The organism is Williamsia sterculiae (genome assembly GCF_900156495.1).
Lineage (GTDB): Bacteria > Actinomycetota > Actinomycetes > Mycobacteriales > Mycobacteriaceae > Williamsia_B > Williamsia_B sterculiae.
This window is the reverse complement of sequence record NZ_FTNT01000009.1, coordinates 164,394-186,435: the sequence shown is the minus strand read 5'-3', so window position 1 is coordinate 186,435 and position 22,042 is coordinate 164,394. Positions and strand designations below refer to the sequence as shown.

Sequence of the window (22,042 nt, the reverse complement as noted above, 5' to 3'; positions counted from 1 at the left end):
ATCATTCCTTCTCGAAGTCGATTTTCTCGCGGACCCCGCAGTCGGGGCAGCACCAGTCGTCGGGGATGTCGTTCCAGGATGTCCCGGCCGGAAATCCCTCGCGCGGAGCGCCTGTGGCCTCGTCGTAGACGTAGTCGCAGACCGGGCAGCGGTAACTGGTCGTCGTGGTCTCGGCCATCACGCCCGCACCCCGTGGTCGGCGAGGATCGCCTCGCGCTTGCCCGGCTGCAGGTTTGCCTTGGTGATGTCGCCGTCATAGTGCTCGAGCACCCGGTGGTCCATGATCTTGCGCCACAGTGGCGGGACGTAGGCGACGACGATCATGCTGGCGTATCCGCTGGGTAGGTTCGGTGCCCCGTCGAAGCTGCGCAGGGTCTGGTACCGACGGGTCGGGTTGGCATGGTGATCGCTGTGCCGCTGCAGGTGGTACAGGAAGATGTTGGTGCAGATGTGATCGGAGTTCCAGCTGTGTTGCGGCGTGCAGCGCTCCGGTCGGCCTCGCTCGGTCAGCTGTCGCAGCAGTCCGTAGTGCTCGAGGTAGTTCACCGTCTCCAGCAGGGAGAACCCGAATACGGCCTGTAGCACCATGAACGGCAGGATCTGCCAGCCGAAGACCGCGGTGAGTGCCGCCCACAGCACGATCGACATCGCCCAGGCGTTCAGTACGTCGTTGCTGCGGTGCCAGACCGGTCGCTCCAGGCGCTTCATGCGGGCCTTCTCCAGCTGCCACGACGACGTCAGGCTGCCGGAGACACTGCGCGGCAGGAAACCCCAGAAGGTCTCGCCGAAGCGTGAACTGGCCGGGTCCTGCGGGGTGGCGACGCGCACGTGGTGACCACGGTTGTGCTCGATGTAGAAGTGGCCGTAGAAGGTCTGCGCCAGGGTGATCTTCGACAGCCACCGCTCGAGCGAGTCCTTCTTGTGTCCGAGTTCGTGGGCGGTGTTGATGCCGATCCCGCCCATCACACCGATCGACAGGGCGAGACCGATCTTCGATGTCATGCCCAGTCCGCCGTCGATCCCGAGCCAGCCGAGATCGGATGCGGTCCACAGGTAGCAGGCGTAGACGAGACTGGCGAACTGGAACGGGATGTACACGTAGGTGCACCAGCGGTAGTACTTGTCGTTCTCGAGCTGCTCCATCAGCTCTTCGGGCGGGTTGTCACCGTCCGGGCCGAAGAAGACGTCGAGGATGGGCAGCAACACGTAGAGCAGCAGTGGCCCGATCCACCACCACACCGGTGCCGCGACGTCCCAGCCGATCGCGTTGAACAGCGCCACCAATCCGGACGCCAGGAACACCGCCGTCGGCGGGATCAACCCGAGCAACCACAGGTGTCGTTTCTTGTCATGCCACTCCTCGGCCGACTGTGCCGACCGGGCGGTGAGAGCTTCGCCGCTCATTCCATTCCTCCTCGTCGATGTGATGTACGACATCGCATACGTTTGACATTAGAGGATGATCTGTCGTTTGGCTAGACATTCCGAAGAATTTGTAAAGTACCCGTCGAGCCGGTCACCCGTGTCCGGGCGCGGCGGGCTGTCGCACCCAGGTCAGGTCGACGTATCCGCCGACGGATGCTCGACGGTGTCGGGGACCTCACCGCGCGCACGACGACCGACCATCGAGTGGCGCATGCTGTACAGGAAGTAGATGACGATGCCGACGATCATCCAGACCACGAAACGGATCCAGGTCAGGGCCGAGAGGTTCAGCATCAGCCAGACGCAGGCCGCGATGGCCAGCACCGGGATGACCGGCATCAGGGGCACCGTGAATCCGCGCTGGAGGTCCGGGCGTCGACGGCGCAGCACGATGACCCCGGCGGAGACCACCACGAAGGCGAACAGCGTGCCGACGTTGACCATCTCCTCGAGTTTGTTGATCGGGAAGAAGGCCGCGACCACCGCGACCAGCACGCCGATGATGATCTGGATCCGCGCCGGGGTGCCGAACCGGCTGGTCTTCGCCAGTCCACGGGGCAGCAGGCCGTCGCGCGACATCGCGAACAGCACACGCGACTGACCCAGCATCAGGACCATCACCACGGTGGTGAGACCAGCGAGCGCGCCGATGGCGATGACCTTCTCGGCCCAGGTGATGCCGTTCTGGCCGAAGGCGTAGGCCAGGTTCTTGGCCGAGCCGTCGCCGGCGTCGGTGCTGAGATCCTTGTAGTTGACCATCCCGGTGACCACGATGGTGACCAGCACGTAGAGCACGGTGACGATGGCGAGCGACCCGAGGATGCCGCGGGGGACATCGCGGCGGGGGTTCTTGGTTTCCTCCGCGGTGGTCGCCACCACGTCGAAGCCGATGAAGGCGAAGAACACGATGGACGCTGCCGCGAGCAGCCCGTACCAACCGTAGCTGGAGTCACCGCCGCCGGTGATCAACGCGAACAGCGTCGACTCCACCGACTTACCTCCGCTCTCGGACGCCTTGGCCGGGGGGATGAACGGGGAGAAGTTCGACGACTTCACGTAGAAGAACCCGACCACGATGACCAGTAACACCACGGCGACCTTGATGGCGGTGATGACGGCACTCACCCGGGACGAGATCTTGGTGCCGACCACCAGTAGCGCGGTGATGCCGCCGACGATGATCAGCGCACCCCAGTCGACGGTCAGGCCACCGATCTCGACTTCCCCGCCGGAGAAGCCGAAGACCGTGCCCAGGTAGCTCGACCAGCCCTTCGCGACGGTCGCGGCACCGACCGCGAACTCCAGGATGAGGTCCCAGCCCAGGACCCAGGCCAGGAACTCGCCGAAGGTCGCATAGCCGAAGGTGTAGGCGGAACCCGCCACCGGAACGGTGGAGGCGAACTCGGCGTAGCAGAGGGCGGCGAGAGCACAGGCGATGGCCGCCATCACGAACGAGACCGAGATGGCCGGCCCGGCTAGATCACCTGCGGTGGAGGCGGTGATCGTGAAGATGCCCGCACCGATGACGACCGAGACCCCGAAAACCGTGAGATCCCACCACGACAACGATTTCTTCAGCTGCGAACCGGGTTCGTCGGTGTCACGCATGGACTGTTCGACGGATTTTGTCCGCAGCAGTGGGTTCGATCGCGAAGAGTTCACACGATTGAAACTATCGGACCGCTCGGGCGGTCGTGACCGTTATCCGGGGTCGCCGCGACGCCCGATCACTCTCCCGGCTCGACGTCCCGGGACGCGGCCTCGTGTGCGGCCACCTCCTTACCCGTGCCGCGGTCGATGTCGGGTTCCAGGTAGATAATGCGCGCAGCGGGGAAGTCGCCGCGTATGCGCTCCTCCGCGGTGTCGATGGTCCGGGCGATCTGCGACGCCTCGGTACCGCGCGGGATGGCGATCTTCGCCGCCAGCAGCAATTCGTCGGGACCGAGGTACTGCGTCTTCATGTGGATGAGCCGTTCGATCCCGGGTACCGACTCCACCGTGTCGATCAGGCGACGCTCGTCGGAGGGGGTGACGCCCTCACCGATGAGCAGACTCTGCATCTCCGTGATCAGGATGATCGCGATACCCCCGAGCAGCACGCCGATGGCGAGGGTTCCGATGCCATCCCAGATCGGGTCGCCGGTGAGCTCGGACAACCCGACGCCGGCGAGCGCGAAGACGAGACCGCACAGGGCCCCGGCATCCTCGAGCAGCACGACGGGCAGTTCGGGGCTGCGGGTGGTGTGGATGAAGCGCCACCAACTGTTCGACCCCTTGAGCGGTGCCGACTCTCGGAACGCGGTGGTGAAGCTGTACCCCTCCAACGCCATGGCGATCACCAGGATCACGACCGCCACCAATGGTGACTCGAGCTCGTGGGGCTCGATGATCTTCTCCACCCCCTCGAAGATCGCGAACAGCGACCCCAGGGAGAAGATCACCAGAGCGACGACGAAGGAGTAGAAGTACCGGTTACGGCCGTATCCGAACGGGTGCAACCGGCTGGCCGACTTCGCGGCGCGCTTCTGCCCGAGCAACAGCAGACCCTGGTTGGATGTGTCGGCGACCGAGTGCACGCCCTCGGCGAGCATCGACGACGACCCGGTGATCGCGAAGCCGACGAACTTGGCGATCGCGATGCCACAGTTGGCGGCCAGCGCCGCCATGATCGCCTTGGTCGATCCCTCACTGGACATGACGCCGCCTTCCGAATGGATCCCGTTGCGAGTGCCGCGCTGAGACCCTACCGGGGGTGGTCATACCGGCGCGCCGCTCGACGACGGCCGACCGTGTGCCACCCGCCCCGTCCGTCCGGTCTCATCTCCCGACGAGCACCGACGGACGGGGGTGCGGCGACATCAGTTGCCGAATCGGGCCGCCGCCGCCTTGTCGGCGTGCTGCATCGAATCCGAGGCGTTGCCGACGCCCTTGCCGATGCCGTGCAGATGTTCGGTCGCGGCGTCGAGTTCCTTGTTCCACTGCTGGTAGGCGGAGTTGAACGCGGTACCCGCCGAGTCCGACTTCCATGCGTCGTTCAGGTGGGAGACGGTCTGGCCGAGGTCCGCCGACAGGGTGTGCAGACGGTTGACGTTGGCGACGAGGCCGGCCTGCAGATCCTGGAGGTCGCCGAAGTGGTAGCTGATGAGATCAGACATGTGTGGTCCTAAGGTCCGTTGGGTGGAAGAGGTGAGTCAGAGCTTGAGGCCGTTGAAGCCGGAGGCGGCCTGTTCTTCGGCCTGCTCGTAGCCCTGGAAGGAGCCGTTCAGGTTCTCGCGCATGGTGTCCAGCGCGCGCTGCAAGTTGCCTGCATGCGCCTGCCAGTCCTCGGCCACACCATGGAAAGTGCTGCTCGCCGAGCCCTTCCAGCTCGCCGCGGCCGCGACCTGCGAGTTGACGGCCTTGAGCAGCGACTGCATCTCCTCGATCTGGCCCTGGACCTGCTGTACGCCGGCGTGTCCGCCCGCGGTGTCGAGATTCATGTGAGTTGCCAAGGTAGTTCCCTCCATACTGAGGCGGCACCACCGGCGTGATGACCGCGGATGTTCGAACTTCGTGCGCGGAGTCCGACATCGGTCCTGCCGAACTCCTTCCCCGACCCGGCGGTCATGGCATCCACCGCGAGTCGGGCAGGGTCTCGATCAGCAGGTGCAGAGCCTGCCCGATCCGATGACTCGTCCCTCTCGAGAGTGTTGTCCACACCCGTCCGTCCGGAGACATACTGGGACCCGCGACGATTCGGCCCCGGGGGGACTCGAAGATCGCGAGCGCACCGAGCGACGACGAGACGACCCCGTCGACACGTTGCTCGGCGACGATCTCGGTGTGCGCGTCGCACGCCTGCAGGGCGGACGCGACGACCACGGCGTCCTGTTGGCCCGCACCGACCGCGTACAACGCATCCGCGTAGTTCGCGGTGGTCTCGCACGAGTTCAGCCGGCCGGCGAGTTCCTCGGCCGGAGCACTGATCCCGACGAAGTCGGGGGTGTCATGGGCACCGAGAAGTGTGGTGATGAGCGCGACGATGTCGGTGTCGTCGGCGACGCCGGGTCGGCGCAGTCGGATCGTGTCGCCGGTCCTGACCAGCCAGACGTGCGCGTCCCCTCGCCGGGCGAGACACGCACGTACGGTGCCGTCACCGGCGAACCGGCGGACGGCGAGCATCCGCTCGGGGTCGGCGACCACCGTCAGTGCGCTCCGCAGGTCGGCATCGACCTCACCGTGGTCGAACAAACCCGCCGCGGTCAGCGCGGCGTCGTGATCACGCGCCGCTGCGGCCCGTTCGGCGTGGGTGTCGAACCGGGGCTCGAGGTCGAGCACGACCGGCCAGGTCTGCACGTCGGCGTGCTCGCCCAATCGCGTCCATTGCGCCGCGGTGAGGACGGTCTCGGAGGACACATCGTCTGCGAATACGGTCAGATTCACGATGGGCCCCCTTCCGCCGCGCCGATCACCGCGGGTGATGCCTGTGCGGGAGTGCCGAACAGATCGAGTCGTTCGGTTCGGTACCGCTCCCCGACCGCGGCGTCGTCCCCGGTGCCGACCAGTCCGTCCGTCGCCTCGGTGACGTCGTCTCCCGACGCCGAGATCTCCGCCCGACGCGTGGGCAGCTCCCGGTCACCGTTGAGACCGTTCACGGCCGCGATCGGCGTCGGCGGCGCCGCGACCGGAGACCGCACCTCACCGATGGGTGCGGGACGCGGTTCGGCGACCGTCGTCGTCCCCGAGGCCAGCATCGTTGCGGCGGCACGGGGTCCGGTCAGCGGCGTGGGCGCCATCACCGGAACCATCGGCATGCCGATCATCCCGACTCCCGCACCCGCCGGAGTCCGTGTGGCCGATGTCTGCGTCCCCGTCGGGGGCCCCGCCGCGCGGGGTCCGTCGGCAGCGCGTCGAGCAGCCTGCTCGGCAGCCAACGCCTTACCCGACACCACCTGCGGCGGCATCGGCGCGGGCCAGGACTCGGCGACCGGTGCGGTGGCCGATTCGTAGGTCTGCATGACGCGGGCGGCGCGCACCTTCTGATCGTGTAGAGCGTTCTCGGCCCGGGCGGCGACACCGTTGATCGGCGCCCCGAGCGCGGCCCCGATCCTGGTCGCATTCTCGTGGATCGCCTTGTTCGCCTCGATCTCGACGACGTTGGGCATCGTCAGTCGGGCGACCGTGTCGGCGGCGGCCTGACCTTCGGCCCGCACCGCATTCTGGGCCGCCTCGCCGGCCATGTGCTCGAACCAAGGAGAGAGGCTTCGCAACTTCTGTTGCACGGTGTCGTGTCCGGTGGACTGCCAATGCCTGCCGAGCTCGGTCACGATGCGCTGGTACTGCACTCCGGCGTCGGCGAGGAGGGCAGCGACCTGCGCCCAGGCGAGACCGGCTTCGGCGAGCGGGGCCGGCCCGGCACCGTGAACCAGGTCATGGGCGAGCCGCTCGGTGGTGCGGCCGTCCCAGGCCACCCCGGTGAATCCGGTCATCGTTCCTCCTCTCCGGTTCTGGTCGTGTCAGTGGAGCGCGAGCAGTCCGCGGTCAGGCGCGGAACGCCTCGGCAACCGTCTCGTCGGCGGCCGCGAAGTCCGCCGCCTGCGCCCGCAGGGTGGCCGCGATCTTGCGGAGTTCGAGCACACCGTGGCTGCCCTCGACGCCGTATTTCTCGGCGACCTCGGAGAACGTTTCCGCCGCCCGCGCCGACACCTCGTCGGCACCTGCTGGTTGGACGCTCAGCGTCGGGGCGTGGTTCCCCAAGGCTGTCTCGAGATGATCGGCGAGTGCGTCCATCTCATGGGCGGCGACGACGAGGTGGGTCCGATCGACGTGTACGTGCTGGGTCATGCCTTGCTCTCCCTCGACGGTGGTGGGCGGCGTGCGTGCTGGGTTCAGATGGTGCGTTCGAACACGGGTCCGAGGCGCAGCTCGACGTCCGGTGATGCTGCGGCGCCGGCGTTGTCGGCACTCTCGGGATCGCCGAGCACGGCGGGGGCGACGTCGGGCAGGTCGCCGACCACCTCGTTGCCGTTGTGTTCGGTCACGAGGTAGTCCGGCGTCTCGTGCTCCTCGTCGGATGCGCCCGCGCCGCGGGCGGCACCCGCCGCGCCGGCCATCGGGGCCATCGACGCGGGCATCGTTGTGGTGGTGGCGGTCGACGACGACCGGGTGGTCGGTGTCGACGGCCCCGATTCGCCCAGTGAGGTCAACTGGCTCGGCGTGGGCCGCCCGGTGAGTGGGGTGGATCCCCCCAACCCGGCAGCCCCACCGATGCCTCCGACGGCACCACCGAGCGCCCCGAGCCCGCCGGCGCCGCCACCGGGTCCCGATCCACCGCCCGCAGGGTCGAGATCGGGGTTCAGCGCGGCCGCGTCGACCGCACTCGCCTCCGGTTCGCCCGCGGACTTCAGCAGGTTGCTCTGGTGCGTCCGCAACAAGTCACCACCCGCACCACCCAGCATCGATGCGGTCTGACCGATCGCACTGACCATGGGCTGGCCGACCGAATCGAGCACCGAACCCGCGATCCCGAACGGCGAGGTGCCCGGCGTCGGCACCGGCGCACCGGTGACCGGGATCGGGGTGCCGTGGGCGGCCATGGTGGTGGTCGGGGCGAGCAACTGGGCACGGGTGGAGGCGACCACAGCGGTCGCCTCGGCGAGCCCGTCGGCCGCGGCACCCAGGGCAACCGCCTGTCCGGGCGGTGTGAGGATGAACGGCATCGCCCCCGAGATCAACGCGACCGTCTTGGCGACGATGCCCTGCACCAGACCCAGGCCCACGCCGACGATCCCCGCGGCGGCCTGGATGTCGATGGACATGCCGGTCCCCTGCGTCGACAACGCGGCGGTGTCGCCGCTCGCGGCGACGCTCTTGGCCGTGTTCGCCACCGCCGCCTGCCCCGTCCACACCTGATCGAGCGCCTTGAGCGCGCCGGAACCCAGGCCCATCGTCATGTCGAGGACCTGCGAGAGACCCTGGAAGATCATGCTGGGGTCGAAGTCGGCGCCCCCGAGGTTTCCGGTCCCGAACCCGCCCAGCAGGTCGGTGATGGGTTTGATCAGGGCACCGATGTCGAGGGGCGGTAGCGGCGGCAGACCGGGAAGCGGTGGCAGACCCGCGGGTATCTGCGGCAGTGAGAGACCAAGTCCGTCGAGGACATCGCTGACCGGGGTGTTGAGAATGGGACCGAGCGGACTCGCGTCGAGGAACTGCGCGATGCTGGGGTCGGCCGGGAGGCCGCCGGGACCGGGGGGAGGCCCCGGGGTCACTGTCCTTCCCCGGCCGCCTTGATCACCGTTCCCGAGGCCGTGTCCGACGACTGGAACTCCTGCGCTGTGGTGAACATCGACGCCGCCGTTCCCGCGTGCACCGCGGCGAGCTGACCCACCGAGAACAGGTGGGAGGCCTGGGCTTGCACGAACGCGGCGAGGAATTCCTGACCGATGAGACCGAACACCGGGGCCATCACCGCGGTGTTGGCCGCCGCGTTGATCGAACCGGCGCTGGCCACGGTCGCCGACATGGCGGCGGCCGCGGAACCAAAAGTCTCCAACGCGGCCGGGACCGCAGTCACTTCACTCATCGTGTACCCCCTGTCGGGCTGTTCTCGGTTCGGGCGTCGGCACGCCGACACCCCCTCTCACTGCGTTCGACGCATCGTCGCGCCGCGCGGTTCCACATTCGTCGAGTGACGACTCCCACACGACGATCACTATGCGGTGCCCGACGACGCGGTTTCCGCGTGGGGTCCGCCATCCGCCGCGACGCCGACCATCTCACCGAACGACCGGTTGAAGTCCTCGAGCAGCGCGGCACGCCGCGCAAAGGCGATGCGAGCCGCGGCGTGCGCGGTCGCGACGATGAGTTCTCCCAGGCGTCGACCACCGAGCTCGCCGACGCCGGGCGCCAACCCCAGGTCACAGAGCGCACCCGATGCATCGACCTCGACCGTGACGAGATCATCCGGGCTGGTCTCTCGCACCCGGATCGATCCGAGCTGTTCCTGCAGACCGCGCATCGAGTTCAGCTGCGCGTGCGCGCGTGCCTCGAGTTCGTCCATGGCCCAGCTCATCGGACCGATCGCATCCAGGTCGCGGTGTCCCCGGTGTCGAGATCGTCCGCCATCTCGAGTTTGGCGAGGTCATCGGCGGTCGGCAGACCCATGGCGTCGATGAGACCGCTCTCGACCCCTGCTTCTTGCAGTTGTACGCGACGTCCCACCCCAGCCGACACCGCGGACCGTCGACACAGCCCGAGGATCTCACGGGACAGCACCGCGGCATCGCGACCCGCGGCGGCGTCCGAGATCGACACCGTCGTGGGCAGACCCTCGTCGGTCGTCACCACGGACAGGTCGCCGTTGCGCGACGATGCACTGGCCACCAATGCTCCTAGGAAAGAAATAGATGTGCGGCTTTCTCGGCGTGATATTGCCATAGCAAAGGTTATGCGGCCACCTGTAATCGTCGGTTGTGTCGGCTATTCGAATGAAAGGTGGGGTACTTGTCCGATAAGGCGTATTTCCGAACACACTGTCGCAGATGCGGTTGGCATGATCGGCTGGGCACGGTGCTCGCGGTGTCATTCGATCCGCCGACGCACTCCTGGGTAAATCCGCTGCACGGTCGAGTCCGTGGTCACCGCACGTATAGGCTCCTGCCAGACGATCGCGAGTACGGACGAGCGGGACACCACGCCGCGCCCATCACCGACCGACTCCTGACCAGCTATTTCCAACAAGGGATCCGCCTGTGAGCTACGACAACAACGGCCTGCCCGCGACTCCGCCGTGGCTGCAGAACAGCGCGTCCGACGGTGGCGACGACACGTCGGGCAACGCCGAGCCGCGGACCGAGCAGCACCATGAGCACCAGGTCGGTGGGGCCTCGGCGGACGACGAGTCGCGGCGCGGTCCCGACGGTGGTGAACCCCGCGCGGACATGTTTACCCCGACTGCCGCGTCGACCTCCGAACCGACGCAGCGTCCCGACCACGGCGAGGCGCCGACCGGGTGGGGTCGACACGGCGGGCCCGCGGGGCCGGGTCAGCCCTGGCGGCCAGGGGCCCAGCCGACGGAACCACCGTTCACACCCCTGACACCTCGCGAACAGGATCGACCGACAGGTGCGTCGGCAGGTCACGAGCAGCGAACCGACCCTCCTCCCCCGATGCAGCGACCGTGGGAACAGTCCGCCACCGCGGCCGGCCCGGAGACACGCCCACCGTTCGGTGGCCCTCCCCCGGGCCAGCCCCCGCAGCACCGGCCTCCGCAGCCCCCGACCGGCGAGACCCAGCAGAACGGCCCATTCCAGGGCACACCACAGCAGGGCCGACCGCAGCAGGGTCAACCGCAGGGTCCGCCGCACCAGGGTGCACCCCAGCCCGGACGCCCGCCGTACGGGCAGCCGACGTTCGCGCCGCAATCGGGGCACCCAGGTCCGGGCGCACCCCAGCCCGGTCAACCTCGAGCAGGTCAACCGCAATCCGGCCAGCACGTCACCGGGTCGCAACGCCCGGCCGGCGACCCGTGGGGCCAACCCGGTGGGTTCGGTCACGACCAGTCCGGTCCGCCGCCATCGCTCGACGAGGTCGCCCTGCTACGCAAGGCTCGTCGGGCACCGGCCAGTGGGTGGCGACGTGCGGTACACCGGATGTCCGCCGGGACGATCAACCCCGGCGACTCCCCGGACGACCTCTACTATCAGCAGCTGCTGGAGCGGGTGAACCGTCCGGTCCGCGGTGATTATCGGATCGCGGTGCTGTCGCTGAAGGGTGGGGTCGGCAAGACCACCACCACCGTCGGCCTGGGCTCGACTTTCGCCGCCCTGCGTGGTGATCGGGTCATCGCCGTCGACGCCAACCCCGACCTCGGCACGCTGGCTCAGCGGATCCCGCAACAGACCCGATCCACGGTCCGTGATCTGCTCGCCGACACCTCCATCTACCGCTACTCCGACGTGCGCGCCCACACCTCGCAGGCACCCAGTCGGCTGGAAGTACTCGCGTCGGAGCGTGATCCCGCAGTCGCCGAGGCGTTCAGTGCGGACGACTACCGCGGCGTGATGGCGGTACTCCAGCGCTTCTACAACATCATCATCACCGACTGCGGTACGGGACTGAGCCATTCGGCGATGAACGGTGTCCTCGACTTCGCCGACGCGCTGATCCTGGTCAGTTCACCGGCGATCGACGGGGCGCGCAGCGCGGGGGCGACCCTGGACTGGCTGCAGGCCCACGGCTACGCCCACCTGGTGTCCCGCGCGGTCGTCGTGCTCAGTTCGTCGCGACCGGGTTCGTCGACCATCGACACCAACCAGCTGGCCCAGCACTTCCTCACCAGATGTCGTGCCGTGCAGTCGATCCCGTTCGACGATCACCTGTCCGAGGGGGCCGAGGTGGATCTGGAGCTGCTGTCACGTGACGCCCGTCGGGCGTTCGTCGAACTCGCGGCCGTGGTGGCCGACGACTTCACCACGTCGTCACGTCGCGAGGAGCCGTTCCAGCCCTGATCCTCCGTGGCGGTGTCGGCTCCACCGCGCCGTCGCCACCACCGCTTGCCGAGGTGAACGGTGATCGGGACCACCACGGTCAGCACCGAGGCGATGAGGAAGACGTCGATGTTGTCGCGGACGATCGCGACGTTGCCCAGCAGATTTCCCAGGATGATCAGACCTCCCGCCCAGACCACGCTGCCCAGCACGCTCATCAGTGTGAACATCCGGTAGCTCATCCCGCTGAACCCCGCGAACACCGGCACCAGGGTCCGAACGACACCGATGAAACGACCGAGGAACACGGTCAACGCACCGAACCGGTCGAAGAACGCATGGGTCCTGGCGATGGGCCCCGAGCCGATCATCCGTTCCACCCGACCAGAGACGGCCGCCCGTCCGAGTCGTCGACCGATGAGATATCCGAACTGATCCCCCAGCACCGCCGACGCCGGGACCACGATGCACAGCAACCACCAGGGCGCGAACGGATTCGACTGTGCGGTCAACACTCCCGCGGTGAACAGGACCGTGTCCCCGGGAAAGATGAAACCGATGAGCAGCCCGGTCTCGACGAAGATCAGTGCGCACAGACCGATCAATCCGCCGGTGGCGAGAAAAGAGTCCACATCGAACGGGTTCACCGCATCGAGGGTACGCACGCATCTTTCCGCGCCGACCTCACGGGACCTGCAGGTCTGCTGTGTTCACCAGGGCGTTCGACCCCGTTCACACGCGGTGTTCACCTCGCGTGTCCCGGACGCGGAAGAACCTGGCGCCAGGACGTGATGACCACCGCTCCGGCGACCGGCGCCCACCCCACGAGAGACCTGGATCACCAGAGGTGTCGCCATCGTGGCGGGGTCACACGTTAATTGCCTGCAACATCGACGCCGATCCGCCGACCCGTAGGGTTCACTGAACTGCAGCCCGCACTACGAGACACCAAACCGAGGAGGTGTACCCGATGACCACACCCACCAGCACACCACCGGGCCGCACCGGTCAGGCAAAGCTGCGTCCGGTCAACGCCACCGAGACCCGTGTCGAGTACCGGATCATTCACGGGTACAAGCGTGCATTCCGGATCGCCGGATCCGGTCCGGCGCTTCTCCTGGTCCACGGCATCGGCGACAACTCCTCCACCTTCGACGAGGTGATCCCGCTGCTGGCCCAGCGGTTCACCGTCATCGCGCCGGACCTGCTCGGACACGGGTTGTCCGACAAACCGCGGGCCGACTATTCGGTGGCCGCCTTCGCCAACGGAATGCGCGATCTGCTCACCGTGCTCGGGCACGACAGGGTGACAGTCGTCGGACACTCGCTCGGCGGTGGTGTCGCCATGCAGTTCTGCTATCAGTTCCCCCGGATGGTCGAGCGCCTCATCCTGGTGGCGGCCGGCGGTGTCACTCGCGACGTGAACCCGGCCCTGCGACTGGCGTCGATGCCGATCGTCCACGAGTTCCTCGTCCTGATGCGCGTGCCCGGGGTGCTACCCACGCTGCGGTTCGCCGCCACCCGATTGTCGGCCGCCCCGCACATTCCAGGACTGCCGCGGTCGCTGTCACCGCGGCAACTGCTCAATGATGCCGACGACCTCATGCGGGTGATGGGTGATCTCGCCGATCCGGTCGCCTGGTCGGCGTTCACCCGCACCCTCCGGGCGGTGGTCGACTGGCGCGGACAGGTGGTGACGATGCTGGACCGCTGTTACCTCACCGAGCGTCTGCCGGTGTTGTTGATCTGGGGGGACGAGGACACCGTCATCCCCTACGGGCACGCGACGCTGGCCCACAGCGCCATCCCGCATTCTCGGTTGGAGACGTTCCGCGGCGCGGGACACTTCCCCTTCCACAACGACCCGCAGCGATTCGCCGGTGACATCATCGCCTTCGCGGACGCCAACCCGCCGATCGTCTTCGACCCGGACAACTGGCGACAGTTGCTCACCGAGGGACAGGGCGGGGTCGCCATCACCGGTGACGCCCACACCCGCGAGGCCGTGTTCGATGCCTTCGACGACGAGCGCAGCGCGACCTGATCCGTCGTCCGTTCGGTCGACACCATCGGCCGGTGGTCGTCCGATCCGTGTGCCATGCTGCACACATGACGTACCCCAACCCTTACCGGCCCGACGACGACCCGTTCGCCGAGCACGGTGGGCAGCAGCCGTATCCGTCGGTGCCGCAACCGTATTCGTACCAACAACCGGTCCCGCCACAACAGCCGTCGCCCTACGGGCAGCCCGTTCCCGGATACGGTCAGGGCCAACCCCCTGCGTACCCGTACGGGGTCGACCCGTCGGCACCCTTCGGTCGGGATCCGCGCACCGGCGAGCCGTTGTCGGACAAGTCGAAGGTCGCCGCCGGACTGCTGCAGTTCTTCCTCGGCATGTTCGGGATCGGGCGCTTCTACATCGGGTCGACGGCGATCGGGGTCGCTCAGCTGCTGCTCTTCATCGTCGGGCTGATCAGCACGATATTCTTCATCGGCCTGTTCATATTGTTCGGCCTGTCCATCTGGGTGCTGGTCGACGCGATCATGATGTTCACCGGCAATGTTCGTGACGGTCAAGGGCGCGTCCTGCGCGACTGAGTCCCGTCAGCAGCACCCACCGGTCACGTCCCCGGCGTCGCGGATGTCGCGGGTGCGCTGGGTCCTCGCCGCCCACTGATCGGGCGGCGGGTAGTCGACCCCGACCAGGGTGAGTCCGCGGGCCTCCGACACCGGCACCTGTGCCGACCGCGATCGTTCGGTCAACAATGCACCACACCAGTCGATGTCGCGACGGCCGTCTCCGACGGTGGCCACCGCGCCCACCAACGAACGGACCATCGACCAGCAGAACGCGTCGGCGACCACCACGCCGGTCAACACACCATCGGCGCCACGATTCCATTCGAAGCGTTGCAGGTCGCGAATCGTGGTCGAACCCTCGCGGTACCGGCAGAACGCGGCAAAGTCGTTGAGCCCCACCAACCGGCGCGACGCCGCGTTCATCACCGTCTCGTCCAGCGGTCGGGTCCACACCCCGGTGGTCCGCGCGTGCACCGGCTCGGCACCCCAGGGACGGTCGGTGAGCCGATATCCGTAGTGCCTGCGGAGCGCCGAGAACCGGGCGTCGAAGTCATCCGACACCTCGGTCAGCGCCTTCACCCGGACGTCGTCGGGCAGCATCTTGGCCAACCGCCGCACCAGCCGTGACGGATCACCGTCGATGGACCGGGTCCGCAACGACGCGCGTGGAACGTCGCAGTGCGCCACCTGACCGGTGGCGTGGACACCGCTGTCGGTGCGGCCGGCCACGGTGAGCCGAATCGGACAGCGCAGCACGGTGGACAGCGTCGACTCGATGGTCCCGCAGACCGTCCGGTGACCGGGTTGACTCGCCCAGCCACGGAAATCGGTGCCGTCGTACCCGACGTCGAGCCGCAGACGAACGAACCCGCCGTCACCGGATGCGGTGACGGCGGGTTCGGGTTCGTTGACTGCGCTCAGTCCTCGGACTCCTGCTGACTCTTCGGCAGCGAGTAGCCCGCGGCCTCGGCGTCCGCGTCGGTCGCGAACCAGATCTCGGCAACGGTCGAGTCGTAGAACCGGGTTCCCGGGCGGTGGTAGAGCTTGGAGCTCTCGTTGCCCTTGATCGGGAAGCCCTCGGGCTGCGCGTCGTCGGCCAGCGGCGCGTGCGCACCGGCGGGCAGATCGGCGGCGTCGTCGTCGGAGATCTCCGCGGCGCTCTCTGCGGTCGTCTCGTCGGTGAGGCCCTCGGCGACGGCGTCGGCGTTGGCGACCTCGGCATCGGTGGCGTCGGCCTCGACGGCCTCCACCACGTTCTCCTCGGCAGGCGCGGCAGCAGCGGCCTTGCGTGACGCCGCGGCACGGGTGGCGCGGTTGGCCTCCGACGACGCGGTGTTCTCCCGGACCAGCTCGATCACGGCCATCGGGGCGTTGTCGCCCTTGCGCGGCAGCGTCTTGATGATGCGGGTGTAACCGCCCGGACGATCGGCGAAGAACGGTCCGATCTCGGCGAACAGCGTGTGCACGATGTCCTTGTCCCGGATGTCCTTGAGCACCTCACGGCGATGAGCCAGCGTGCCGGCCTTGGCGTGGGTGATCAGCTTCTCCGCGTACGGACGCAGTCGCTTCGCCTTGGCCTCGGTGGTGGTGATCCGGCCGTGCTCGAACAACGAGGTGGCGAGGTTGGCCAACATCGCCTTCTGATGCGACGCCGAACCGCCGAGGCGGGCACCCTTGGTGGGCTTGGGCATTGGTAACTCCTAGGTGGGCTCGCGGCCTCTCGGCCGGGAGGGGGTGTTGAGGGGTTCTCTACAGCTGTTCGGTCTCGGCCGTCAGCGCGTCAGAGCTGCTCGGTTTCTGCGTAGTCCTCACCGGCATCGCTGTCGGTGAAGGCGACTTCTTCGCTCCAGGTGCCGGTGGCCGGGTCGTACCCGGCAACCTGCGACGGGTCGAAGCTGGCCGGGGAGTCCTTGAGCGACAACCCCAGCGCGTGCAGCTTGACCTTGACCTCGTCGATCGACTTCTGCCCGAAGTTGCGGATGTCGAGCAGGTCCGACTCGGTGCGGGCGACCAGCTCACCCACGGTGTGCACACCTTCGCGCTTGAGGCAGTTGTACGACCGGACGGTCAGCTCCAGGTCCTCGATCGGCAGGCTGAACGAGGCGATGTGATCGGCCTCGGCGGGCGACGGTCCGATCTCGATGCCCTCGGCCGCGACGTTGAGCTCACGGGCCAGTCCGAACAGCTCCACCAGGGTCTTGCCCGCCGAAGCCAGCGCATCCCGGGCGGTGATGGAGTTCTTGGTCTCCACGTCGAGCACCAGGCGGTCGAAGTCGGTGCGCTGCTCCACACGGGTGGCCTCGACCTTGTAGGTCACCTTGAGCACCGGAGAGTAGATCGAGTCGACCGGGATACGGCCGATCTCGGCACCGGACGCCTTGTTCTGCACGGCGGGGACGTAGCCGCGACCGCGCTCGACGACCAGCTCGACCTCGAGCTTGCCCTTGTCGTTCAGGGTGGCGATGTGCAGATCCGGGTTGTGCACGGTGACACCCGCAGGCGGCACGATGTCGGCACCGGTGACCGCGCCGGGTCCCTGCTTGCGCACGTACATGGTGACCGGCTCGTCCTCTTCCGAGCTCACGACCAGACCCTTGAGGTTCAGGATGATCTCGGTGACGTCTTCCTTGACCCCGGGGACGGTGGTGAACTCGTGCAGCACGCCGTCGATGCGGATGCTGGTCACGGCCGCGCCGGGGATGGACGACAGCAGGGTACGACGCAGCGAGTTGCCCAGGGTGTACCCGAAGCCGGGCTCGAGCGGCTCGATGACGAACCGGGACCGGTCGTCGGCGATGACCTCTTCGGACAGAGTGGGTCGCTGTGAGATGAGCATTCTTGTTTCTTCTCCTTGTGGTCGACCGCTATATGACGACCTAGAAGCGGACCGAGCCGCTGCTGCGGTTCGGTATCGAGGGGGCGAGGCCCCTGGTGATTACTTCGAGTAGAACTCGACGATGAGCTGTTCCTGCAGCGGGACGTCGATCTGCGCGCGGTCGGGCACCGAGTGCACGAGGATGCGCAGGGTCGACGGCACGACCTGCAGCCAACCGGGGACCGGTCGGTCGCCCTGCAGTTCCTTGGCGATCTGGAACGGCACGGTCTGCAGCGACTTCGGCCGGACATCGATGATGTCGTACTGGCTGACCTGGTAGCTGGGGATGTTCACGTTCACGCCGTTGACGGTGAAGTGGCCGTGACTGACCAGCTGGCGAGCCTGACGACGGGTGCGGGCCAGTCCGGCGCGATACACGACGTTGTCCAGGCGGGTCTCCAGCAGGCGCAGCAGCTCGTCACCGGTCTTGCCGGTGCGGCGGTTGGCCTCTGCGTAGTAGCGGCGGAACTGCTTCTCCAGCACGCCGTAGGTGTAGCGGGCCTTCTGCTTCTCCTGCAGCTGCAGCAGGTATTCGCTCTCCTTGATCCGCGCGCGACCGTGCTGGCCGGGCGGGTAGGGGCGACGCTCGAATGCCTGGTCGCCTCCGATGAGGTCGACGCGAAGGCGACGCGATTTCTTGGTTGCGGGGCCGGTGTAACGAGCCATGAGTTCGGTTCCTTCCTTTCCCGCTAGACCCGACGCCGCTTGGGCGGACGGCAACCGTTGTGCGGCTGCGGGGTGACATCGGAGATGGTGCCGACCTCGAGGCCGGCGGCCTGCAGGGAGCGGATGGCGGTCTCACGACCGGAACCCGGGCCCTTGACGAACACGTCGACCTTCTTGACGCCGTGTTCCTGCGCCTTGCGGGCGGCGTTCTCGGCCGCGAGCTGCGCGGCGAACGGGGTGCTCTTACGCGACCCCTTGAAGCCGACGTGGCCCGACGACGCCCAGCTGATCACGTTGCCTGCGGGGTCGGTGATCGAGACGATCGTGTTGTTGAACGTGGACTTGATGTGCGCGCTGCCGTGCGGGACGTTCTTCTTGTCCCTGCGACGAGTGCCCTTCTTGGGGCCTGCGCTGCGTGACTTCGGAGGCATGGATTACTTCTTCTTCCCGGCGATGGTCTTCTTGGGGCCCTTGCGAGTGCGGGCATTGGTCTTGGTGCGCTGTCCGTGGACGGGCAGGCCACGACGGTGGCGCAGACCCTGGTAGCAGCCGATCTCGATCTTGCGACGGATATCGGCCTGCACCTCGCGACGCAGGTCACCCTCGACCTTCACCGAGTTCTCGATGTACTCACGCAGTTTCGCGACGTCCGCATCGGTCAGGTCCTTGGCCCGCAGGTCGGCGCTCAGACCGGTACCCGCGAGGATCTCCTTCGATGTGGTGCGACCGACTCCGTAGATGTAGGTCAGTGCGATCTCCAGGCGCTTCTCGCGCGGGAGGTCGACACCAGCAACACGTGCCATGTGGCGGTTTCCTTCTCGTTGTCAGAGGTCTGCTCCCGGTCCGCCCCGAATCTCTTGTCGGGCTCCGGCCTCTGATCCGGAGGTGGGCGGCGACGCGTCTGTCACCGCTGGTGCTGGGAGGTTCTCTTCTATCCCGTGTTCAGTTGTGTTGTTCTCAAGCAACCTGGAAAGGCGCTGATCAGCCCTGACGCTGCTTGTGACGCAGGTTGTCGCAGATCACCATGACCCGCCCGTTACGGCGGATCACCTTGCACTTTTCGCAGATCGGCTTGACGCTCGGCTGAACCTTCACGTCAAATCTCCTGCTCGTCGCCCCGCGCGCACGGCAGCACGCCGCGTGCGAGGGTGTTGGATCTCCCAGGCAGGTCGCCCGGGAAGTCTTACTTGTAGCGGTAAACGATGCGTCCGCGGGCGAGGTCGTAGGGCGAGAGCTCCACCACCACGCGATCCTCGGGCAGGATGCGGATGTAGTGCTGCCGCATCTTGCCGCTGATGTGGGCAAGGACCTTGTGTCCGTTCTCCAGCTCGATGCGAAACATCGCATTGGGCAGGGGCTCGACCACGCGACCCTCGACCTCGATGGCGCCGTCTTTCTTGGCCATGTCCTCCACAATCTCAGGAGTTGTCGGTTACCGTGTGGCGCACGCGACGACTCCGGTTCATCGTGGAAGTCCCGACTGGAGCCGGACACGAGAACGCGGGCGCGCGCGGCACCAGCGTTCGATCTTACGCTTCGAGGCCGTTCCAGGACAAATGTGCTCGCTGCCGCGACCGACACCTCGCGATCGGTGCGCTGGCACAATCGTGGATGTGGGCTTCCTGTGGCGAGTGGTCATCTCCGGAGTCGCCCTCTGGGTGGCGACCGTCGTGCTGTCGGGTATGCAGATCGTCGGCGCCGAGAACACCGTGGAGAAGGTCGGCGTCGTGCTGGCCGTCGCAGTGATCTTCGGGCTGGTCAACGCCGTGGTCAAGCCGATCGTCGCCTTGTTGTCCGCACCGTTCTACCTGATCACGCTGGGCTTGTTCCATCTGGTGGTCAACGCACTGATGTTGATGCTCACCGCGTGGATCACCGACCACGGATCGTGGGGTCTGCGGGTGAACAGCTTCTGGACCGCGCTCGTCGGGGCGATCATCGTCTCGGTGGTGAGTGCGATCCTGTCCGCGTTGACGGGCGACGTCCGGGCCAAGAACAGAAGGTAGGAGACCGAGATGAGCACAGCCGACCCGACCGACGGGCGTGACGACGCCCTCTATGCGTTGTTCGCCGAGATCAACCGGTCGATACTGATCACCCAGCGCCGGGACGGCAGGCCGCAGGTGTCCAACGTCAATCACGCGTTCGATCCGGTGACTCGAACGGCGCGGATCTCGGTCACGGCGGACCGGGTGAAGACCCGCAACGTGGCTCGCGATCCACGGGTCACGCTGCACGTCACCAGTGCCGACTTCTGGTCGTATGCGGTGGCCGACGGCGATGCTGAGCTCGGTCCGGTCGCGTCGGAACCCGGTGACTCGGGAATCGAGGAATTGGTCGACCTGTACCGCGCGGTCGCCGGAGAGCACCCCGACTGGGATGACTACACCCGCGCGATGATCACCGACCGTCGCCAGGTCCTGCACATCTCCTTCGACCACGTGTACGGCCAGGCGCCACGCTGACCGACGCCGTCGGTCAGAACGGTGGTGGGTCGGTCTGGTGGTCGTCGTCGTGCTCGCGTGCCCAGCGGTCGTGGCCGCGTGTGCGGCGGTTGCGGTCCCGTTCCTGGCGCCGGCGGGCGTGTTTGTCTTCCAGGCGAGGGCGTCGCCTGGTCGGTTCGTCGGGTGCCGGTGGTCGCGGTGGCCCGTTGGGGGGTGCGGTGAACTCGATGGTGTCGAGTTCGGGGTGCAGGTCGTAGCCGGTGTGCGCCGGACCGCCGACGATCAGCCCTTCGGGGGTGGTGATGGCGACCTCGGGACGGCCGTTCTGGTCGACGGTTTGGTCGTCGAGGAACTCGGTGAACGTCTTCACGCCGTGATGGAACGGGCATTTGGAGTTCATGTCGTCGGCGGTGGTCTGACCGCCCTGAGACGGGTGGTCAAGGTCGTATTCTTCGACGTGGTCGGCGTCGCATCTGGTGGCGGGTTGGTTGCAACCGGGCCACACACAGTACTGATCGCGCATCCACAGAAACCTCGCCAACGCGGCGGACGGTCGGTACGGGTCGCCGGGTTGTGCTGCGGGTGCGGTGGTCGGGACGGGGCGGATGACGGTGTCCGGGCGGTGGACGAGGTCGCGGATGTGGTCGGCGGAGATGACCCCGTAACCCGGCAGGAACCCGGGCTGACCACCGTGTTCCACCTTCGCGGTGGCGGTGGTGGTGTCGGTGACCACGTGGATCACCGCGGTGGTGGCCGGCCATGACGGGGTGGCATCCCACCCGTCCGGTGCGGTGCAGTCCGGGTCGTCGCACAAACATGCCCAGGGGATGCCGGTGGTCAACGCCAGCAAAGCGTCCGACCGCCGCGCCGCCTTCGTCCGCGGATCGTTCGCGCACACGTGCTCGGCGGCGGCGTGCACGCGTTGCGCCAACAGCAGGGTGTTCTCGGCGGTCATGCTGGCCCCGACGACGCCCATGCCGTCGGCGTCGTTCTCGGTCCAGAAGGACCGCGCGTCGGTGGCGGCCCGGCGGCGTTCCCGTACCCCGTCCGGGTCGTGGGTGTACACGACCCGGTCGACCATGTCCCGCAGGCGGGTGGTCGACCAGGAACCGCGCCGTCGCAGGCAGTCGGCGATCTCCCTATCCACAATGGCAGCGATCTGTGGGTCGGTGACCAGCTCGGTCCGGGAGACGATGGTCCGCACATGCTGGGGTGAGACTTGCCCGTCCCGCAGACACAAGGCGACCTGCGGCAACCGGTCCCGCAAGGCGACCGCCCCGGCCAACAGGCCTTCGGCGGCCATCTGACTGATGGACAACACCGTGGCGATCCGGGTCGCACACAGGGCGGTGGCGTCGATCACCCGGTAGTCGGATACGGCGCCGTCATCGACCAGCTGAGATTCTAACTCCGCGGCAATGCGATACCGCCGCCACTCCAGAAACGACTGCCCCTGGGTGGTGTGCACCATCTCGCCCAACAGGTCGTTGACGGGGGCACCATCGAGGTCACCGAGCAACCCAAATGCTGCCGGTGGCTCACCCGCCCAACGACTCTCGCTCATGAGTTCGAGTGTAGAGACGGGG

27 protein-coding genes and 1 pseudogene are annotated in these 22,042 nt (G+C 67.2%); 5 read left to right on the top strand and 23 right to left on the bottom strand.

What is annotated here, in order from left to right; translation table 11 throughout:
- Position 1: 1 nt before the first annotated feature.
- The 13 genes from BW971_RS15235 to BW971_RS15175 all read right to left on the bottom strand — a co-directional run bounded on the left by BW971_RS15235 (position 2) and on the right by BW971_RS15175 (position 9,786).
- On the bottom strand, positions 2–178 hold the full coding sequence (locus tag BW971_RS15235) for a rubredoxin (protein WP_076481101.1): 177 nt from the start codon (positions 176–178) through the stop codon (positions 2–4).
- Entirely contained in the window at positions 178–1,404 is a 1,227-nt protein-coding gene (locus BW971_RS15230; protein ID WP_076481098.1) for an alkane 1-monooxygenase, read from the bottom strand. Before BW971_RS15230 ends, BW971_RS15235 begins: the two co-directional genes overlap by 1 nt.
- Before the next feature lie 150 nt (positions 1,405–1,554).
- Positions 1,555–3,033, bottom strand: coding sequence for an APC family permease (locus tag BW971_RS15225; RefSeq protein WP_076481095.1), 1,479 nt, complete (start codon positions 3,031–3,033; stop codon positions 1,555–1,557).
- A 119-nt stretch (positions 3,034–3,152) separates the two neighbouring features.
- Positions 3,153–4,121 carry a cation diffusion facilitator family transporter gene (locus BW971_RS15220; protein ID WP_076481092.1) on the bottom strand — a complete coding sequence of 323 codons (969 nt, stop codon included), beginning with the start codon at positions 4,119–4,121 and terminating at the stop codon, positions 3,153–3,155.
- A gap of 162 nt (positions 4,122–4,283) precedes the next feature.
- On the bottom strand, positions 4,284–4,580 hold the full coding sequence (locus tag BW971_RS15215) for a WXG100 family type VII secretion target (RefSeq protein ID WP_076481089.1): 297 nt from the start codon (positions 4,578–4,580) through the stop codon (positions 4,284–4,286).
- Between the two features lie 36 nt (positions 4,581–4,616).
- A complete protein-coding gene (locus tag BW971_RS15210; protein ID WP_159441872.1) occupies positions 4,617–4,904 on the bottom strand; it encodes a WXG100 family type VII secretion target in 288 nt (95 codons plus the stop codon).
- Positions 4,905–5,028: 124 nt separating this feature from the next.
- Positions 5,029–5,847 carry an ESX secretion-associated protein EspG gene (locus BW971_RS15205; protein WP_234974419.1) on the bottom strand — a complete coding sequence of 273 codons (819 nt, stop codon included), beginning with the start codon at positions 5,845–5,847 and terminating at the stop codon, positions 5,029–5,031.
- Positions 5,844–6,893: a PPE domain-containing protein gene (locus BW971_RS15200; RefSeq protein ID WP_076481084.1), complete on the bottom strand. Its 1,050-nt coding sequence runs from the start codon at positions 6,891–6,893 to the stop codon at positions 5,844–5,846. Before BW971_RS15200 ends, BW971_RS15205 begins: the two co-directional genes overlap by 4 nt.
- A gap of 52 nt (positions 6,894–6,945) precedes the next feature.
- On the bottom strand, positions 6,946–7,248 hold the full coding sequence (locus tag BW971_RS15195) for a PE family protein (protein ID WP_076481081.1): 303 nt from the start codon (positions 7,246–7,248) through the stop codon (positions 6,946–6,948).
- Positions 7,249–7,292: 44 nt separating this feature from the next.
- Positions 7,293–8,672, bottom strand: coding sequence for a hypothetical protein (locus tag BW971_RS15190; RefSeq protein WP_076481079.1), 1,380 nt, complete (start codon positions 8,670–8,672; stop codon positions 7,293–7,295).
- The gene (locus BW971_RS15185) at positions 8,669–8,986 is read right to left on the bottom strand and encodes a type VII secretion target (RefSeq protein ID WP_076481076.1); all 318 of its coding nucleotides are present in this window, start codon (positions 8,984–8,986) and stop codon (positions 8,669–8,671) included. The genes BW971_RS15190 and BW971_RS15185 overlap by 4 nt, the downstream gene beginning before the upstream one ends.
- 129 nt (positions 8,987–9,115) lie before the next feature.
- Complete coding sequence (locus tag BW971_RS15180) at positions 9,116–9,463, bottom strand: YbaB/EbfC family nucleoid-associated protein (RefSeq protein WP_076481226.1); 348 nt, start codon at positions 9,461–9,463, stop codon at positions 9,116–9,118.
- Between the two features lie 8 nt (positions 9,464–9,471).
- Positions 9,472–9,786, bottom strand: coding sequence for a hypothetical protein (locus BW971_RS15175; protein WP_076481073.1), 315 nt, complete (start codon positions 9,784–9,786; stop codon positions 9,472–9,474).
- 557 nt (positions 9,787–10,343) lie between these two features.
- Here BW971_RS15175 and BW971_RS15170 point away from each other — a divergent pair.
- Positions 10,344–11,912, top strand: a complete 1,569-nt coding sequence (locus tag BW971_RS15170; protein ID WP_076481223.1) for a nucleotide-binding protein — start codon at positions 10,344–10,346, stop codon at positions 11,910–11,912.
- Positions 11,913–12,067: 155 nt separating this feature from the next.
- On the opposite strand, the pseudogene BW971_RS22095 reads toward BW971_RS15170, so the two are convergent.
- Positions 12,068–12,523 (bottom strand): annotated as a pseudogene (locus BW971_RS22095) (DedA family protein); the annotation flags it as partial.
- Between the two features lie 338 nt (positions 12,524–12,861).
- On the opposite strand from BW971_RS22095, the gene BW971_RS15160 reads away from it, so the two are divergent.
- Both BW971_RS15160 and BW971_RS15155 read left to right on the top strand, forming a co-directional pair.
- Positions 12,862–13,935, top strand: a complete 1,074-nt coding sequence (locus BW971_RS15160; RefSeq protein WP_076481071.1) for an alpha/beta fold hydrolase — start codon at positions 12,862–12,864, stop codon at positions 13,933–13,935.
- Between the two features lie 65 nt (positions 13,936–14,000).
- Positions 14,001–14,489 (top strand): TM2 domain-containing protein, encoded by a 489-nt coding sequence (locus tag BW971_RS15155; RefSeq protein WP_076481069.1) that lies wholly within the window; start codon positions 14,001–14,003, stop codon positions 14,487–14,489.
- 6 nt (positions 14,490–14,495) lie between these two features.
- Here BW971_RS15155 and truA read toward each other — a convergent pair whose 3' ends face one another.
- The 8 genes from truA to infA all read right to left on the bottom strand — a co-directional run bounded on the left by truA (position 14,496) and on the right by infA (position 19,417).
- Positions 14,496–15,392 carry a tRNA pseudouridine(38-40) synthase TruA gene (gene truA, locus BW971_RS15150; RefSeq protein ID WP_076481066.1) on the bottom strand — a complete coding sequence of 299 codons (897 nt, stop codon included), beginning with the start codon at positions 15,390–15,392 and terminating at the stop codon, positions 14,496–14,498.
- Positions 15,389–16,162: a 50S ribosomal protein L17, sunset domain variant gene (rplQ, locus tag BW971_RS15145; RefSeq protein WP_076481064.1), complete on the bottom strand. Its 774-nt coding sequence runs from the start codon at positions 16,160–16,162 to the stop codon at positions 15,389–15,391. Before rplQ ends, truA begins: the two co-directional genes overlap by 4 nt.
- 89 nt (positions 16,163–16,251) lie before the next feature.
- A complete protein-coding gene (locus BW971_RS15140) occupies positions 16,252–17,307 on the bottom strand; it encodes a DNA-directed RNA polymerase subunit alpha (protein WP_076481062.1) in 1,056 nt (351 codons plus the stop codon).
- Positions 17,308–17,406: 99 nt separating this feature from the next.
- Complete coding sequence (rpsD, locus tag BW971_RS15135; RefSeq protein ID WP_076481059.1) at positions 17,407–18,012, bottom strand: 30S ribosomal protein S4; 606 nt, start codon at positions 18,010–18,012, stop codon at positions 17,407–17,409.
- Between the two features lie 23 nt (positions 18,013–18,035).
- On the bottom strand, positions 18,036–18,443 hold the full coding sequence (gene rpsK, locus BW971_RS15130) for a 30S ribosomal protein S11 (protein ID WP_076481056.1): 408 nt from the start codon (positions 18,441–18,443) through the stop codon (positions 18,036–18,038).
- Between the two features lie 3 nt (positions 18,444–18,446).
- Positions 18,447–18,815, bottom strand: coding sequence for a 30S ribosomal protein S13 (gene rpsM, locus BW971_RS15125; RefSeq protein ID WP_076481054.1), 369 nt, complete (start codon positions 18,813–18,815; stop codon positions 18,447–18,449).
- A gap of 178 nt (positions 18,816–18,993) precedes the next feature.
- Positions 18,994–19,107 carry a 50S ribosomal protein L36 gene (gene rpmJ, locus BW971_RS15120; protein ID WP_040515091.1) on the bottom strand — a complete coding sequence of 38 codons (114 nt, stop codon included), beginning with the start codon at positions 19,105–19,107 and terminating at the stop codon, positions 18,994–18,996.
- Between the two features lie 88 nt (positions 19,108–19,195).
- Entirely contained in the window at positions 19,196–19,417 is a 222-nt protein-coding gene (gene infA / locus BW971_RS15115) for a translation initiation factor IF-1 (RefSeq protein ID WP_007616247.1), read from the bottom strand.
- A gap of 208 nt (positions 19,418–19,625) precedes the next feature.
- Here infA and BW971_RS15110 point away from each other — a divergent pair, with 208 nt between their 5' ends.
- Positions 19,626–20,018 (top strand): phage holin family protein, encoded by a 393-nt coding sequence (locus BW971_RS15110; RefSeq protein ID WP_076481220.1) that lies wholly within the window; start codon positions 19,626–19,628, stop codon positions 20,016–20,018.
- Positions 20,019–20,027: 9 nt separating this feature from the next.
- On the top strand, positions 20,028–20,477 hold the full coding sequence (locus BW971_RS15105) for a PPOX class F420-dependent oxidoreductase (protein WP_076481052.1): 450 nt from the start codon (positions 20,028–20,030) through the stop codon (positions 20,475–20,477).
- A 13-nt stretch (positions 20,478–20,490) separates the two neighbouring features.
- Here the strand turns inward: BW971_RS15105 and BW971_RS15100 are convergent, their stop codons facing one another.
- Positions 20,491–22,020 carry an HNH endonuclease signature motif containing protein gene (locus BW971_RS15100; RefSeq protein WP_076481050.1) on the bottom strand — a complete coding sequence of 510 codons (1,530 nt, stop codon included), beginning with the start codon at positions 22,018–22,020 and terminating at the stop codon, positions 20,491–20,493.
- Positions 22,021–22,042: the final 22 nt, after the last annotated feature.